Source organism: Verrucomicrobiota bacterium (genome assembly GCA_016871675.1).
Lineage (GTDB): Bacteria > Verrucomicrobiota > Verrucomicrobiia > Limisphaerales > VHCN01 > VHCN01.
The window spans coordinates 1-16,170 of sequence record VHCN01000074.1 but is presented as its reverse complement, the minus strand read 5'-3'; the positions used below and the strand labels follow the sequence as shown (position 1 = coordinate 16,170).

At 64.2% G+C, this 16,170-nt stretch carries 12 protein-coding genes and 1 pseudogene; 6 read left to right on the top strand and 7 right to left on the bottom strand.

Annotated elements, in window-relative coordinates; genetic code table 11:
- Nucleotides 1-768: 768 nt before the first annotated feature.
- The 3 genes from FJ386_13100 to FJ386_13090 all read left to right on the top strand — a co-directional run bounded on the left by FJ386_13100 (nucleotide 769) and on the right by FJ386_13090 (nucleotide 4,017).
- Complete coding sequence (locus FJ386_13100) at nucleotides 769-1,395, top strand: DUF47 family protein (GenBank protein ID MBM3877631.1); 627 nt, start codon at nucleotides 769-771, stop codon at nucleotides 1,393-1,395.
- 6 nt (nucleotides 1,396-1,401) lie between these two features.
- Complete coding sequence (locus FJ386_13095; protein ID MBM3877630.1) at nucleotides 1,402-2,496, top strand: inorganic phosphate transporter; 1,095 nt, start codon at nucleotides 1,402-1,404, stop codon at nucleotides 2,494-2,496.
- A gap of 213 nt (nucleotides 2,497-2,709) precedes the next feature.
- Complete coding sequence (locus FJ386_13090; GenBank protein MBM3877629.1) at nucleotides 2,710-4,017, top strand: DEAD/DEAH box helicase; 1,308 nt, start codon at nucleotides 2,710-2,712, stop codon at nucleotides 4,015-4,017.
- A gap of 24 nt (nucleotides 4,018-4,041) precedes the next feature.
- On the opposite strand, the gene FJ386_13085 is transcribed toward FJ386_13090, so the two are convergent.
- The 4 genes from FJ386_13085 to FJ386_13070 form a co-directional block, all read right to left on the bottom strand.
- Complete coding sequence (locus FJ386_13085) at nucleotides 4,042-4,488, bottom strand: FHA domain-containing protein (protein ID MBM3877628.1); 447 nt, start codon at nucleotides 4,486-4,488, stop codon at nucleotides 4,042-4,044.
- The gene (locus FJ386_13080; GenBank protein MBM3877627.1) at nucleotides 4,489-5,187 is read right to left on the bottom strand and encodes a hypothetical protein; all 699 of its coding nucleotides are present in this window, start codon (nucleotides 5,185-5,187) and stop codon (nucleotides 4,489-4,491) included.
- On the bottom strand, nucleotides 5,126-7,372 hold the full coding sequence (locus tag FJ386_13075) for a polysaccharide biosynthesis tyrosine autokinase (protein ID MBM3877626.1): 2,247 nt from the start codon (nucleotides 7,370-7,372) through the stop codon (nucleotides 5,126-5,128). The genes FJ386_13080 and FJ386_13075 overlap by 62 nt, the downstream gene beginning before the upstream one ends.
- A 64-nt stretch (nucleotides 7,373-7,436) precedes the next feature.
- Nucleotides 7,437-8,678 (bottom strand): hypothetical protein, encoded by a 1,242-nt coding sequence (locus tag FJ386_13070; protein ID MBM3877625.1) that lies wholly within the window; start codon nucleotides 8,676-8,678, stop codon nucleotides 7,437-7,439.
- A gap of 190 nt (nucleotides 8,679-8,868) precedes the next feature.
- On the opposite strand from FJ386_13070, the pseudogene FJ386_13065 reads away from it, so the two are divergent.
- A pseudogene (locus FJ386_13065) lies at nucleotides 8,869-9,081 on the top strand (prepilin-type N-terminal cleavage/methylation domain-containing protein).
- Between the two features lie 651 nt (nucleotides 9,082-9,732).
- On the opposite strand, the gene FJ386_13060 reads toward FJ386_13065, so the two are convergent.
- Entirely contained in the window at nucleotides 9,733-11,115 is a 1,383-nt protein-coding gene (locus FJ386_13060) for an FAD-binding protein (protein ID MBM3877624.1), read from the bottom strand.
- 180 nt (nucleotides 11,116-11,295) lie between these two features.
- Between FJ386_13060 and FJ386_13055 the strand changes: the two genes are divergently transcribed.
- Both FJ386_13055 and FJ386_13050 read left to right on the top strand, forming a co-directional pair.
- On the top strand, nucleotides 11,296-12,183 hold the full coding sequence (locus tag FJ386_13055) for a dihydropteroate synthase (protein MBM3877623.1): 888 nt from the start codon (nucleotides 11,296-11,298) through the stop codon (nucleotides 12,181-12,183).
- 82 nt (nucleotides 12,184-12,265) lie between these two features.
- Complete coding sequence (locus FJ386_13050) at nucleotides 12,266-13,018, top strand: hypothetical protein (GenBank protein MBM3877622.1); 753 nt, start codon at nucleotides 12,266-12,268, stop codon at nucleotides 13,016-13,018.
- Between the two features lie 97 nt (nucleotides 13,019-13,115).
- Here FJ386_13050 and FJ386_13045 read toward each other — a convergent pair whose 3' ends face one another.
- Both FJ386_13045 and FJ386_13040 read right to left on the bottom strand, forming a co-directional pair.
- Nucleotides 13,116-15,455, bottom strand: coding sequence for a DUF1592 domain-containing protein (locus FJ386_13045; protein MBM3877621.1), 2,340 nt, complete (start codon nucleotides 15,453-15,455; stop codon nucleotides 13,116-13,118).
- Nucleotides 15,456-15,539: 84 nt separating this feature from the next.
- Nucleotides 15,540-16,170 (bottom strand): DUF1501 domain-containing protein (locus FJ386_13040; protein MBM3877620.1); only part of this gene is annotated, 631 nt, incomplete at its 5' end.

The following is a 16,170-nucleotide window of genomic DNA, read 5'->3' as shown; positions in this document are numbered from 1 at the left end:
GCGGCGCGTCGTCCCTCGACACTTACATGGTGTCCGGGCAGTTGCGCTGGGATGCGAAGTGGAGCCCGAAGTGGCAGACGACGCTTGGCTTCGCGGGGCTTGCGATCAGCGGCAAGGACAGCCTGACCATTGCCAACGGCCAGCTCAACATCGGCGAGGGCAACACGCGCATCGGCGGCACTTCGGCAGGCGCGCCGGCTTACAATTTCAACCCGTTCATCGTGGATGCCGGCATTACCTATGTCGTGCCCGAGGTGAGCTTCTACAAGGGCGCGTTCCCCATCCGCCTTTCGGGCGAGTTCCTCCACAACCCGGCCGCGCCACGTGACAACGAGGCGTATTCGCTCAAGCTGACGATGGGCAAGGCTGGCAAGAAAGGCTTGTGGGAAACCAGCTACGAGCTGCGCGAAGTGCAGGCGGACTCGATCTACGAAGAGCTGCCCGAGTCGGACTTCAACGCATTCACCCAGGCGGCGCGCATGACCGGCGGCACGGCGGGCTTCATCGGCGGCACGAACGTGCGCGGTCATATCTTCCGCGTCGGCTACACGCCCTTCGACTCGCTCACATTGGGCGTGACGCTTTGGGTGACCGACGCGGTTCATGAGACGCCCGTCGGCTCGGCGGCTGGGGCAACGCGCATCCAGGTGGACGCCTTGTGGAAGTTCTAACCTGACTTGTCACGCAATCGTCACCTCGCCGCTGCCGGTTCGTCATTTGGCCGCCACACTCTCGCCGCGAAACAACCGAAACCACACCGACCCCACTATGTTCTCGCTCCAAAAAATCCTTGGGAAGGAAGACGTCTTCTTCACCCTGCTTGAAGCCAGCGCCGAGGAGGCGCGATCCAGCGCCGCCGCGCTGCTCAAGCTCAGCCGCAACCCGGACCCGGCGCTCATGAGCGAGTTCGTCCAATCGCGCCGCAAGGACAAGAAGATCACAGAGGAGATCAGCGAGAAGGTCTGCACCACCTTTGTCACCGCGCTGGAACGCGAGGACATCGAGGCGCTCTCCAACGCGCTCTACAAGATTCCCAAGACCATCGAGAAGTTTGCCGAGCGGATGCTCGTCGCGCCGCACCTCGTCACGGGCGCGGACTTCTCCCAGCAGGGGGCCTTGCTCGACCAGGCCGCCGAGACACTCGTGTCGCTCGTCAAGTGCCTGCGCCGCGCGGCGAGTCTCGAGGAAGTCAAGTCGCTCAACGACAAGCTGCAAAAGCTTGAGGGCGAGGCCGACAAGGCGATCCTCGATCTGTTGCGCGACCTTTACAGCGGCAAACACGATCCGCTGAAAGTTTACGTGCTGAAGGACCTGTTCGAGTTGCTCGAACGGGTCATCGACCGCTGCCGCGACGCCGGCAACGTGGTCGTCCACATCATGCTCAAGCACGCGTGACGCGCCATGACGCTTATCCTCACGGTTGTCATCGTCGCGTTGGTGTTCGAATACATCAACGGCTTTCACGACACGGCGAATTCGATCGCCACAGTCGTTTCCACCAAGGTCCTCACGCCGCGTCAGGCGATCATCCTTGCGGCGACGACCAACCTTGTCGGCGCGATGGCCGGCACGGCCGTGGCCAAGACGATTTCCTCGGGCCTGGTGGATGCGAAGTTTGTCACATCGCACACCATTATTTGCGCTCTGCTTGGCGGCATCATCTGGAACCTGATTACGTGGTGGTTCGGGCTGCCTAGCAGCTCGACGCACGCGATGGTGGGCGGGCTTTGCGGCGCGACGCTCGCTTCAGCGGACACGCAATGGTCCGCGCTCATCTGGTCCAAGCCCGCCGCCGGGGGGCAGATTTGGGAAGGCAGCGGCCTGCTTTACAAAGTGGTCATCCCGATGGTCAGTTCGCCGGTGCTGGGGCTCCTTGTCGGGTTCCTCGTGATGACCACGCTTTATTACCTGTTGCGAAACTGGAAGCCGCACACCGTCAACATGCTCTTCGGCAAGATGCAGCTCGTGAGCGCCGGCTACATGGGCTTCAGCCACGGCTCGAACGACGCGCAAAAGACAATGGGCATCATCGCGCTTGCGCTCGTTGCCGCCACCAAGGCCGGGGAATTGGAGGGCTTGCCCGACTGGTTGGGATTCCTCCGCATCGAGTCCCTCGGGCCGAAGAGCGACCACATCCCGATGTGGATCAAGATCACGTGTGCAATCGTCATGGCCGCCGGGACTGCCGCGGGTGGCTGGCGCATCATCAAGACACTTGGGCATAAGATGGTGAAACTCCAGCCCGTGCATGGCTTCGCCGCCGAGACTACTGCGGCAAGCGTGCTGATGGTCGCGGCAAAGCTAGGCATGCCCGTCTCCACCACGCACGCCATCACCACGAGCATCATGGGTGTTGGTTGCGCGAAGCGTTTCAGCGCACTGAAACTGGGCGTCGTCGAGCGCATCCTCTGGGCGTGGGTCCTGACCCTGCCCATGACCGGGCTCCTAGCCTATGGGATGCTCCGCGGCGCGAAGCTCATCGGCTGGGTGCCGTGAGCGCGCCGAGCGGCCCGGCGACCGCTGCCTGATCTCTTCCAGCGCCTGCTTGGCCATCAGCGCCACCAACCCGTCGGCATCGCGGCTCGCGGCCTCGAGCGCGGGGACGCTTCGCGTGGAGCCGACGACTTTCAGGATTTGACACGCGTCGCGGCGCACCTCGGCACTTTTTCTTGTGTGCACAGGCCCGTGCCGTGCCCATACTTCGCGTCTATGTCGTTTGACGCACTGGGGCTCGACGCCCACATCCTGACTGCCATCCGCGAAGCCAGATACACCGAGCCCACGCCCATCCAAGTTGCGGCCATCCCGCTCGTCCTCGCGGGGCAGGACATCATCGGCATCGCGCAGACCGGCACGGGCAAGACGGCGGCCTTTACGCTGCCCATTCTCACCAGGCTCGCCGCGAAGCTTGCGGGCCAGCAACGCCGCACGCGCGTGCTGGTCCTCGCGCCGACACGCGAGCTCGTGGTGCAAATTGACGAGAACGTGCGCGCCTATGGCCGGCATCTGCCGTTGCGAATCGCCACGGTGTTCGGCGGGGTGGGGGAGACGCCGCAGATCGCGGCGTTGCGGTCGGGCGTGGACATCATCATTGCCACGCCGGGACGGTTGCTGGATTTGATGGGGCGCGGCTGCGCGGATTTCACCGGCTTGACGCACTTGGTGCTGGACGAGGCGGACCGGATGCTCGACATGGGCTTCCTGCCCGACATCCGGCGGATCATCCGGCAACTGCCCAAGCACCGGCAGACGCTGATGTTCTCGGCCACGCTGTCACGTGAGATCGAGGGGTTGACGCACGAGTTCCAGCGCTCGCCGAAGGTGGTGCAGATCGGCCGGCGCGCGAATCCCGCCGAGACGGTCACGCAGTTCGTTTTTGAAATCCCGGCGCGGCTCAAGGTGGCGCTCCTGCAGCACCTGTTGCAGGACCACCGGATGAACATGGTGCTGGTGTTCGTGCGGATGAAACACGCCGCCGACCGGCTGGCGAAGCAACTCGAACGCGGCGGCATCCGCACGGCCACGCTCCATTCAAACCGTTCGCAGAACCAGCGGCTCCGCGCGCTGCGCGACTTCAAGGACGGCGACGTGCGTGTGCTGGTGGCGACGGACATCGCCGCGCGCGGCATTGACGTGGACGGCATCTCGCACGTGGTCAACTTCGATTTCCCGATGCACCCGGAGGATTACGTGCACCGCATCGGCCGCACGGGGCGCGCCCACGCGGTGGGGGACGCGATCAGCTTCGTGACGCCGGACGACCAGTCGGAACTTCGCGCGCTTGAGCGCTTCATCAACCGCGGCCTCGTGCGCAAGCGCGCCGAGGGGTTCAACTACAATGCGCCGCCGCCGCCGATGATGGAGAATGAACGCGACTCCAGTCACAGTCCAGAGCGCCGGCACGGAGCCGGGCGACACGCGCGGGAGGACGGCCAGCACTCGGCCTTCCACGGAGTGTCGAGGCGGTCCGGGTTTGAAAAGCGACGGAAGCGGTTTGGCCACCAATGGGCCCGTTGAGTGTCGGCCCGGCAGCGGCGGGCCTCAACGCGCGAGCCAGACGATGACGGCGAGTTGAGCCGCGATGAGCGCACCGAGGAATCCCCAAATCAGCCGCTCGCGGGCGACTTGGTCGCGTTGGATGGCTTGAGCGAGCCAGAAGCGGAGTGTGGCGGAGCCCAGTTGGAGCGTGTCTCCGTTGCGCAACCGCGCAGTGGCGAGCGGTTCGCCGTTGAGTGTCGCAAGCGCGGGGCTGAGGACACGTGCCTCGACGCCGTCTCCGCGGAGTTCAAGTTCGAGGTGATGATCCCATACTCCGGCGTCTGCGAGACGGAGGTGCGCGGCTTCGGCGCGGCCGATGGAGAACGGGAAGCGCGAGACGGCGACGCGTGTGCCAACGCTCGCGCCCGCGAGGATTTGGAGCTGGATCAAGCGTTCAGGCAGAGTCGCTGACGGGGCAGTCACGAATCTGCCCGCGCCGTGGCGGTCGATTCACGAAAACCGGCGCCGGACGTGGACTTTCTCGCCGGGCAGCACTTTCAGGTCGTAGGCGGGGTTCTTCTCCGCGACCTTGCCGTTGATGGTGTGCTTCTTGCCGTTGAAGATGGTGAGTTCAATTTCAGTGCGATCCGCAAAATCCGTGAATCCGCCGGCCGTGGCGATGGCTTTGAGGACGGTCAAATCCTGCGTGTAAGTGAATCGCCCGGATTGGCGGACTTCGCCGTAGACGAAGAAGTAACGCTCCTGAATGCGGACCACGGGCGAGAGCGTAAGCCAGATGCTCGGGACGTAGAGCGGTTTGATGGCTTGCTGCACCTCGGTCGTGGTCCTGCCTTTGACGGACACTGACTTGTTGTAGGGCAGGGCGATGGTGCCATCGTCGGGGACGGCACCGTCAAAGGCGAGCTGGCTCCCGCCCGCGACGGACGGAACATCATTGAAGACAATGACGATCCTGTCCTCGGCGCGAATCTGGTCGGTCGGGAACACGTCGCGGACGACGACCGGGCCTGGTTTCGTATTCTCGCACCCGCCGGCGAAGGCTCCCGCGGCGCCGCTCGCGAGCAGTGAGAGGAACTTGGTTCGATTCATCGCGGGAAAGTTACCAGTCTGAAAGCTCGCGTGCGACCTAGTATTTGGAGTGAAGGCCAGGACCCTCGGGCGCGGGCTTGGTTTTCTTCCGCTCGGCATTGAACGCGTCGTCTACGGGCGCCGTGGCTGAAGGCGGATGGCCGTTCTTGTCGGTTTGTGGGGCGGCGGGTTTCGACTCCGACGTTGCGCGGTCGCGGCTGGACTTGTTGTAATAACCGTAGTAGTCGCCGCCGTAGTAGTAGTAGCCGGCGTCCTGCGAGACGTTGATGTTGTTGAGGACGACGCCGAGGAGGTTGTGGCCGTATTTCTCGATCATCTGTCGTGCGCGGATGGCCATGCTCTGCGGGTATTTCCGGTATTGGATGACCATGATCGCAACGTCGACCTCGCTGATGAGGATGGAGGCGTCGCTCACGCCCATGATGGGAGGCGAGTCGAAGAAGACGTAGTCGTAGCGGCTTTTCACGTTCGCGATGAAGTCGCGCATCTGTTGCGTGTTGAGGATGCTCATCGCGCTGGCGGGCAGTTTGCCGCTGGGCAGGAAGTCGAGCCCCGGGACGCTTGTGGTCTGGATGACCTCCTTCAACTCGCTCTGCTTGAGGAGGAAGTTGGTGAGGCCGACCTGGTTCGACAGGTTGAGGCGCCGGTGCAGGCTGGGCCGCCGCAGGTCGGAATCCACGAGCAGCACGCGCGCGCCCTGCTGCGCAAACGTGACCGCAAGGTTGAGCACGGTGGTGGATTTGCCCTCGCCCGCGCCGCCGCTCACGACGGTGAGCGCGTTGAGCTTCTGGTCCTTGCGAGAGAAGAGAACGTTGGTGCGCAGGATGCGATACGCCTCGGAATTGGGGCTTTCGGGGCCCTCGTCGCCGAGGAAACCGACATCCTGCGGAATGACGCCGAGCACCGGCGACTGGAGCGAGTGCTCGATGTCGTCGATGGTTTTCACGCTCGTGTCGAGATATTCGATGAAGAACGCGAGCCCGACGCCGACCAGGAGGCCGAAGATGATGCCGAGCGCGATGTTCAGGGGAATCTTCGGCAGCACGGGCCGGTCCATGATCTCCGCCGGGTCGGTGATCTCGACGGTGGCCGGGCTGTAGAGTTTGGCGTCGCTCTCCTCCTGGAAAATCTTCAACTCAATCACGTCGCGGACGCGCTTGAGCTTCTCGTGGTTGTCGAGGGCGTCGAGATACTCGCGGCTCTTGCGGGCGGCCTCGCGGCTGCGAAGTTTCGCGGCCTCGAGCGTGACCTTCAGGGAATCACGCTGGGCGCGAAGGGATTCGAGCTCGTTTTGCATGCCCTCGAGGTTGCCTTTCACGCGCGCGTCCACCTGGCGGTCCACGGCGTCGAGGATGCTCTGGGCCTTTTTGTAGTCCGGGTTGTCCACACCGAGCGTGGCCTTGCGCGCGGCGAGTTCCTGTTCGGCCTGGGTGTGCGTGGCGATGAGGCGGGCGAGGATTTCATCGGGCACGAAAATGTGAATCGAGGAACGGAGCTGGGCGACCGACTTGTTGGTGAGCCCGGCGAGAATCTTCTCCTTGCCGACGAGCTTGGTGCTGTCGTTGTTGAACTGCACTTCGAGTTGCCGGACTGTTTCGACCTCGAGGGTCAGTGTGCCCGCCGCCGTCTCGGGCGTGATGATGTCGAGGTTCAGGTTGGTGCGGACCTGGTCGAGGTGGATCTTGGCTTGGACGACTTCGTTGCTCTTGGATGCAAGCTGGCCACGGAGTTCGTTGAGTCCCTGCGTGGTCTGAAGGTCACGGGCCTTGGCGCGGTTGGATTTGTAGACATCGGCGATCTTGTTCGCGATCTCGGCGGCTTCCTCCTTGAGCTCGCTGTAGACGCGGATCTCGATGATCGACGTGTTGCGGACCTGCCGCGGGTCGATGCGTTTCTTGAGCAGCGTCTCCGTGTCGGTCTTCTTCATCGGCTCCGGCATGTTCTGCCGTCGCGCCCAGCGCTCCTGCAGCCGGAGATCCTCGATGACTTTGTGCAGCACGTCCTTGGACTGGATGCGCTCAAATTGCGTCTGCACGAAGAACGGATCAAAGACATTCATCGTCGGTTGTCCGCTGAGCTTCGAGAGCATGGTCTCGTCTTTCTTCACGTCCATGCGGACGCTGCTCATGTAGGTTTTGGGAAGCCAGTAGGTGACGAGCGTGGTGGTGAGCGTGATGAGCAGGAAGACCGTGAGGATGACGAGCTTGCGGACGCGGATGATGCGCCAGTAGTCCAGAAAGTGCAGCCTCGACTCCCCGGAAGGTTGGGATTGTTCGGGATCCATCGCTAAAAAAAAGGAGGCTGGACTCGATTACATCCAGCCTCCAGTTGGAAGAGAAGATGGCGGCTCAGTAGCTGGCTTTCAATCCGATATACACCCGATGCCGGAAGAGGCTGCGGCCGGCGATGTCGGAGTCGACGCGGTCGTAATTGTAGCCCGCCTCGGCCGACAGCCGGTTCTTGATGATCTCGTAACTGGCGTTCAAGCCCGCGAGGAACAAATTGTCCGAAAGCGTGTCGAACAAGCCACCGCGGAAGCTCGAGTTCTGATACTGCACGATCAGGCTGGTCTTCAGCACGGAGGCGATGTTGTGGCTGATGGACCCGTAGACCGTGGTGCTTTCAGCGTCTTGCGCGCCGCTGGAGACGTCCGTCTGGTTGCGGCTGTGCTTGATGCCGAGTTGCACGGTGCCGTCCTGCGTGTATTCCCACGTCCCGCTGATATCCACGTAAGGGCTCGTCGAACTGCTGACGAGTCCCGCCGGGGCGCTCGGATACTCGGTGTATTGGAAGCCGAGGCGCGCGCTGCCCTGCACCTGCGGCGTGAAGAAGTGATCGGCTCCCACGTAGAAGTATTGCGAACGCGCATCGCGGACGCTCGCCGGCTGGCCGGGCGGCGTGGCCGTGGTGGTGATCTGGTCCGTGCTGGTCTGGTCGTTGTAACCGAATTGGTAGCCGAGGATTCCCACGAGGTCCGTGCGGGCGTTCCAGCGCAAGTCGAGCCGCGCGAGGTGCTCGGTGCGGTCGAGCAACGCCGAGCGGCTGTCCGTGCCGGTGTCCTGATAATCGTAAAAACTGTTGCTGTAACCTGCGACCAGGCTGAACAGCGGCGTGAGCTCTGCGCCCAAATTCAAGCTGACCGTGTTGCGGATGTTGTTGCCGTTCGACCGGAATGGCGTGGTCACGTTCGCGGGGTCCAGCACGCCGGGTTCCTGCGACGACGCGAACGAATCGGTGAGTTGCAGCGAGTAGCGCTCGGGGAACTTGTGCTCGAGCTTCACGTCGGCGAGGTGGCTGTGGTCGGCGTTATTGCTCGGGCGGCTTTCGAAATACTTGATCCCGTAGGTGTAGCTGCCGGTCAGCGTCGTGGGGCCCGTGGCGTGCTTGTAGCCGAGCGTGGGACTCAGTTCGAATCCGTAGCTGCTCTGGCGCAAGCCCGTGCCGCTCGGCGCGGTGTTCCAGTTGTCGTCGTAAAATCCGCGCAGCAAGCCGGAGACGCTCCACGGCTTGGTGTCATCTTGTGCGGAGGCTGGCGCGGCGGCAACGGCCCCGAGCGCGATCAAGCCTGCGGAAGTGGCGATTCGATTCATAAGAAGTGTCTGGCTAGGAGTCCTTTTAGAAAATCAGCCCCGTGAGGTCAAACACTAAAACTTGCGCACTGGCGGAACACGCGACGATTTTGATCTGCCGGGGTGTCGTCGTGGGAGGATCGGCTCGTCCAGCAATACTGTGCTGGGATCGGTGTTTTTCACGCCACCAGCCCATTGACATGGGCGGTCGATGATGACATCAACTTCGGCACCTCAATCCATGATCTCGCCGAACTCATCCCTCGTGCGCACCCGCCCGTCGCCTCGTGCGTTTACGTTGATTGAGCTGCTCGTCGTCATCGCCATCATCGCCATCCTCGCGGCGATGCTTCTGCCCGCGCTTTCCAAGGCCAAGGAAAAGGCGCACCGCACCACGTGCTTGAACAACCACAAGCAGATCGGCACCTACTTCCAACTTTACACCGACGAATACGACGACCGGTATCCGGACCACCGGAACAACGCCAGCCAGCAGCCGAGCAGCGTCACCATTCTGACCGACTGGTGGGGGCCGGCGATCATGGGGCGGGACAACAACTCGAACATCTTTCGCTGCCCTGTGCTCAAAGGCGGCGGCACGCGCACGGATCAGGGCGTGACTTGGCAATGGGCTTACGACGTTCACTTCGCGGGCTACGGCTACAACGGTTTTTTTCACGGCCCGTTCCCCAATGCTCAGAGCACGCTGACTCTCGCCGGGGTGGTTTTTCGCAGCACTTACCGATTCAGGCGTTTGGATGTCATGAAACCGGAAGAGAGCCTTGTCGCTGGCGAGGCGATGCCGACGGCCGCCCGGAGGTGGAGCACAAGCCTTTGGTATCCGGCCTCGGGCATGAACCAGAGCGTGGCACCGGCCAGCTTCGAGGGGATCGACCACAGCCGCCACGCCGGGCGCGGAATCGTCCTCTTCAACGATGGGCACACTGAGGCGCGCAAGGACGATGAGATCAACCCGCCGATGAACCCCAGTTCCGGAAACGCGCTTGCCATCAAGAACGCCCGCTACTGGGACCCTCGCCGCGCTTCGACGCAATAGCGATTCCGCCCGGCGGCCTCAGTCGAACATCTTCCCCGGATTCAAAATCCCGTTCGGATCGAGCGCGCGACGCAGTTCGCGCATCACACGCATCTGGGCGGTGCCGGCAAACTTCGGCAGGAAGTCCTTCTTCGCCACACCCACGCCGTGCTCGCCTGTGATGGTGCCGCCGAGCCGGATGGCTTCGTCGAAGATTTCCTTGAACGCCTCGTGGATGCGCTGCATCTCCTCCTCGTTGCGTTCGTCGGTCAGGAACGTCGGGTGCAGGTTGCCATCGCCCATGTGGCCGAACGTGCCGATGCGCAGCCGGTGCCTCTTCGCGACGGCCTCGACAAAGCGGATCATCCGCGCCAGCTCGCTGCGGGGCACCGTGGCGTCCTCAAGGATGGTCGTGGGAGAAACCCGCGCGAGCGCGCTGAACGCGCTGCGGCGGGCGGCGGCGAGTTTCGTGGCTTCGTCGTCATCCTTCGCCACGCGCACTTCCATCGCCCCGTTCTTCCTCGCCAGCTCGACCATCTTTGCGGCTTCGTCGTCCACCGCGGCGGGGTGGCCGTCCGTCTCCATGAGCAGCAACGCCTCGCAGTCGAGCGGCAGGCCGACCTTCGCGTAATCCTCGACGCAATGAATGGTCGTGCGGTCGAGGAACTCCAGCGTGCAAGGGATGATCTGCGCGGCGATGATGTCACTGACGGTCTGCGCCGCGGCGTCCATCGCCCCAAACGTGGCGACCATCGTCTTCTTTGCGGCGGGCTTGGGAATGAGCTTGAGCAGGACTTGCGTGATGACGCCGAGCGTGCCCTCCGAGCCGATGAACAGGTCGCGCAGCGAGTAGCCTGCCACGTCCTTCACGCATTTGTTGCCCGTCCACAGCACTTCGCCGTCGGGCAGCACGACTTCGAGGCCCATCACGTAATTGCGCGTGATGCCGTATTTCAGCCCGCGCAAACCGCCCGAGTTTTCGGCCACGTTCCCGCCGATCGTGGAGATTTTCATCGAGCCGGGATCGGGCGGATAAAACAGCCCGGCGGCAGCCGCGGCGTCGGCGACGGCGAGCGTGGTGACGCCGGGTTCGACCAGCATCGTGAGGTTGGCGCGGTCCACCTCAAGGATGCGGTTCATCTTCACCGTGCACAGCACGAGGCAATCCGGAGACGGCAGGCTCCCGCCGCTGAGTCCGGTGCCGGAGCCGCGCGTGACCACGGGGATGCGGCGGTCGTTCGCAAGTTTGAGCACGTCGGCCACCTGCCGGCCGTTTGCGGCGAACACCACGCAACCGGGCATCTGCGAGAGCGCCGCCGTGCCGTCGAAAGCGTAGGGAATCAGGTCTTCCTTGGAACTCAGCACCGATTCAGCGCCAACGCAGCCGCGCAATTCGTTGATCGTGTCGGGAGTCAGGGCCATGTTCGAAAGCGCGCGGAGAATGCGTCGCGGGCCATGGTCGGTCAAGCGTGGCTGGGGCGCGCCGGGTTCTGGACCCGTGCCTGATGACAGCGGTGTGGGTGCCTGCTTCTGCGACTCGACGCGCGAATCCCGCTGCACTTGCCCGTTGCCGTGCGCACTCGCCTTCGGCACGCTCACGCCGTGCTCACGCTCGAACACCTCGCCGAGTTGCTGGATTCGCACCGCGCGGATGCTTCCGCCCGGGTGCAGGAGTTCGCCATCGGCGGCCGGCACTTCGCCTTCAATTCGCGCAAGTCCATCATGGGCGTCGTCAACCTGTCCGCCGACTCGTGGTATCGCGAGAGCGTCTGCTTGTCCTCGGACGCCGCCATCGAGCGCGGCCGGGTGCTCGCGGCACAGGGCGCGGACCTCGTGGACGTGGGCGCGGAATCCACGCTCGCGAACGCGGGTCGCGCGGACGCGGCCATGCAAAGCAGCAGGCTGTTGCCGGTGGTGCGCGCGCTGCGGGCATCGGGAGTCCTTGTGTCCGTTGAAACGTATTCGCCGGCCGTGGCTCGCGCGTGTGTCGAGGCCGGCGCCCACGTGCTGAACCTCACCGGCAATTTCACCGACGAGGAGATGTTCCGCATGGCCGCGGCAAACGGCGCGGCCGTGATCCTCTGCCACGTGCAGGGCGAGAACGTCCGTGAAGTGGGCGACTTCGATCCTGGCACGGACCCCGTCGCCGCGATGCGGGAACAGTTCGCCCGGCAAATCGAAATCGCGACGCGCTGCGGCGTCTCTCGCATCCTTGTGGACCCCGGGCTCGGCTTCTATTATCGCAACCTGCAGGACAGCGCGGTGCGCGTGCGTCACCAGATGGGTGTGTTCCTCAACACATTTCGCCTCCGCTCACTCGGCTGGCCGGTGTGCCACGCATTGCCGCACGCGTTCGAGTATTTCCGCGACGAGGTGCGCTGCGCCGAACCGTTCTTCGCCGTGCTCGCCGCGCTCGGAAAGACCGACGTGTTCCGCACCCACGAGGTCCCGCGCACGCGCGCCGTGCTGGCCACGCTCGGCGTATTCTGAGGCGTGAGCCTTGTGGACTGCGCGTGAACAACTCCCGCGTTCACCGGGTTGACAGGCACACATTCAGCGGCATAGTCGCGCCATGAACATCGACATCTCAACCCTGCTGGAACACTGGGATTACCAGCCCGGGCAGGTCGTGGTGCGCAAGTTCACGGCCAAGGATGGCTCCGAGAAACTCCAGCTCCGGGTGGACCTCGGCATTCTCCAGATGAATCTCACCGGCCGCCCCGACGGCAAGCGCCCGCGCGGCCACGAGTCGTGGTTCCTCTATTACAAATCCCAGGCCGAGCACAATCAGGCCGGTGACGGCGGCGAGTCCAAGTTCAAGCTCAAGCCCGAGGACGTCGCGCGCCTCCAGCAGGAAGCCATCCAATATCACCACCGATACATCTGCCTCTACCAACTTGAGGACTTCGACGGCGTCGATCGCGACACCGCACGCAACCTGCAGGTGTTCGACTTCGCGTCCGAGTTCGCCGCGTCGGGCGAGCTGGCGTGGTCGCTCCAACAGTTCCGCCCGCAACTCCTCCTGATGCGCTATCGCGCGCTCGGCACGAAGCTCCTGCGTGAGCCCAACCACGAGAAGGCCGCGGGTCTCATCGAGGAAGGCATCGAGCAACTGCGCTCATTCTACCGCGAGCACGAACGGCCCGAGCTCATCGAGCACAGCGGCGAAATCACCTCGCTCGAACTCTGGCTCAATGACATCCGCTCCAAGCGCCCGCTGTCCGAGCGCGAGAAACTCGAGATCGCCTTGAACGAAGCTGTCGCCGCGGAAGACTACGAGAAGGCGGCGCGTGTCCGCGACGCGCTGAAGAAATTGCAGGCTTAGCAGCCAGGGGAGGCCGCATTCTCGCGCGGATGTGCCGGGGGTTCTTCAAGACCGGGTGCTGTGCGCTTCAGCCGGATGCACGGGGCCCCGGGTCCGTTCAACGCGACGAAGTCTTCACCGGCCCGCGGGATTTCTCGATGCCGTGCAGCGCGGAGGTCGTCGCGATGTCCACCAGCAGGCTTTGGATGTTGAACGAAGCGCCGGCGAACGATTTCCGCAATCGGTCCATCGTCCCTGCGCCGTAGGCGGACATGGGCTGCTTCACCGTGTGGTGGAAGAGGAGTTCGACGAACGCCGCGTGCGCCTGCTCGTTTCCCGCGGCGAATTCGGCCACATCGCGCGCGCCCGCGAGGCGCACCGTGTTGCCGTCGTCGGTCGCGTAATCGCTCGCGGCATTCACGGGGCGGCCGTTGTCCTGCGTCCGGAATCGGCCCACCGCGTCGAACTGTTCGAGGCTGAACCCGAGCGGGTTGATGACCGAGTGGCAGCCCTGGCACGCCTTCGGCCGCGTCAACTCGGTGATCTTCTCGCGCATCGTGAGGTCCGGGGCGAAGTCGGAATCCTTGAACGCCACGGCCATCGCCGGCTCGCGCAGGGCCCGGCCAACGATGTTGCGCGTGAGAAACACCCCGCGATGAATCGGCGAGCTCGACTTGGGATAGGCAAACGTCGCCAGCAGATACGGGTGCGTCACCACGCCCGCGCGCTGCTTCGCGTCGAGCGCGACCTTCACAAAGTCCCCGGCCGTGTCCGCCTCGATGCCGTAAAATGTCGCGAGCCGGTCGTTGACGAACATGTGGTCCGCGAGCAGGAGCTTCCGGTAGTCCGCGCCATCCTTCCACAGGATGTCGTCGAGAAACAGGTTCAACGAGACGCGCAAGTCCGCCGCGAGTTCCGCCGTGAACCCGGGGAACAGCGCCCCGTCCTTTGGCACGAACTCGGTCTGGCTCATCTGGAGCCAGTGGTGGAAAAAGCCCTGCATTTTCAGCCTCGCGCGCGGGTCGGCCAGCATCCTCTGCGCCTGCGCCGCCACTTGCTCGCGCGTCCGCAACTGCCCCGCCGCCGCGGCCTTCAGCAGCCCGGCGTCCGGCAATGAGTCCCACAGCGCGAACGAAAGCCGTTCGGCCGCGGTGAAGTCGTCCGGCTTCGACCCTTCGAGCCCGAGGAACAGGAACCGCGGCGACTTGAGCGCAAGCAGCACGACGCGCTTCACGCCATCCTCGACTTTCGCGGCGCCTTTCAGCGGCACGGAAACCGCGGGCAGCTTTTGCTCCGCTGTGAGCGGACGCCGGAACGCCGCCTCGACAAACTCGCTGCAAAACGCCTCCACCTTCTCCGCGCGATCGGCGTCGGCCGGCTTGCTGCGGCTCAGGCGGTCGAGGTTTTTCACCACATGCCCCGCGACCTCGATCGCCGCCTGCGTCGTCGCGTCGTCCCATGCCTTGGACACGGACACGCCGCGCTCGTAGCCCACGCTGCTGTCGTCCGGCGGGAACGGTGTCGCGAGCACGAATGAGGCCGGTGCGTGTCCCGTCACGAGATTGCGCGCGGGGATCGGTTCGCGCGCCCCGTGCGGTGGTTTCCATTGGAGGGCGATGGCGGATGTCGCGTCCTTGGGCCGGACGAAGTTGTAGGGCGTCTTGAAGTATTCGAGTTGCAGCGGATACGCGCGCCCGCCGATCAAGCGCAGCGTCGCCCTCGGTGCGTTGCCTTCGCCGGACGCGACCGAGCCGTCCACGAGCGGCGTCTCGTCGTCGTTCAGCCAGAGCCGCGCGCCATTGGGTGTCTTGAGGCTGAACTCGTATTCGCCGGTTTCCTCCGCGATGACGGAGCCGCGCCAGTTGATGGCGAAACCGTTGGTGCCGGCCGGCAGGCCGGGAGGGAAATTCGTGCCGAAGTTGAAATTGACCTGCGGGTCCACCCGCTGAATGGCCGCGTCTCCACGCCGGATGTTCCGTGACTTGTAGTAAGAGGCCTGGAGGCCGCGCGCAGTGGACACCGGGGATTCAGCGCCCGTGAACCGCTGGATCAAGTCCGATGCGGCGTTGATGTATTGGCGATTCGTGAGCCGCACGAGTTCGACGCGCGCCGGCCGCAACCGCGCCTGCGCCTCGCGCGAGTAGAACGCGCCGTGGATGTATTGCGCGACCTTCGCCGCGTTCTCGCCGCCGCAGGTGCCGGGTTTGTCCTCCGGCATGTTCTTGGAGATGTAGCGAGCAAGCTTCTCCACGGACCAGTCGCCTGTGAGCGCGTCCTTGTATTTGTCCTTTACGCCCTCGCCCTTCAGGCCGTGGCACTTCGCGCACTGGCTGCGAAAAATCTGCTCGCCGCTCGCGCCCACGGCGCGCGGCGCGGGCGAGAGGGCAAACGGGAGCAACGCGAGAACGGCGGCGACGCGGCCTCGCGTAGTCACTCGCCAGGAAACGGTCGGCCGCATGGATTTCACTGGTTCAGCTTACCAGCCGCGATGCGCTGTGGAAGCCTCATCGTGCGGGTTCGGCTCGAACTCAACGCCGCCGCGTCACGCGATGACATCTTTCACCACATTGCCGAAGACGTCGGTCAGCCGGTAGTCGCGGCCTGCGTGGCGGTAGGTCAGGCGCGTGTGGTCGAAGCCCAGCAAGTGCAGCATCGTGGCGTGGAAGTCGTGGACGTGGACGCCGTTGGTCGCGACCGCGTTGCCGTGCTCGTCGGTTTCGCCGTAGCTAAAGCCGCCCTTTACGCCGCCACCGGCCAGCCAGCAGGTGAACGCCTGCGCGTGATGCTCGCGGCCCTTCGCGTCCTTCGCCGTGTTGAACGGCGTGCGGCCAAACTCCGTGGCCCACACGACGAGCGTGTCTTTCAACATGTCGCGGCTCTTCAAGTCCTTCAGCAGCGCGGCCATCGGCTGGTCCACGTTCTTGGCGAGCGGACCGTGGGCGGACATGTCGCCGTGCGAGTCCCAGTTGCCGGACGCGCCGGTGTCAATCAGCTCGATGAACCGCACGCCGCGCTCCGCGAGCCGGCGAGCGATGAGACATTGCCACGCGAAACCCTTCGTGCTGCCACGCGGCAGGCCGTAAAGCGCCAGCGTCGCGTCGGTTTCCTTCGCGAGGTCGAAGGCTTCCGGCGCGGCGGCTTGCATGCCGTGCGCGGTCTCAAAGGCCTTGATG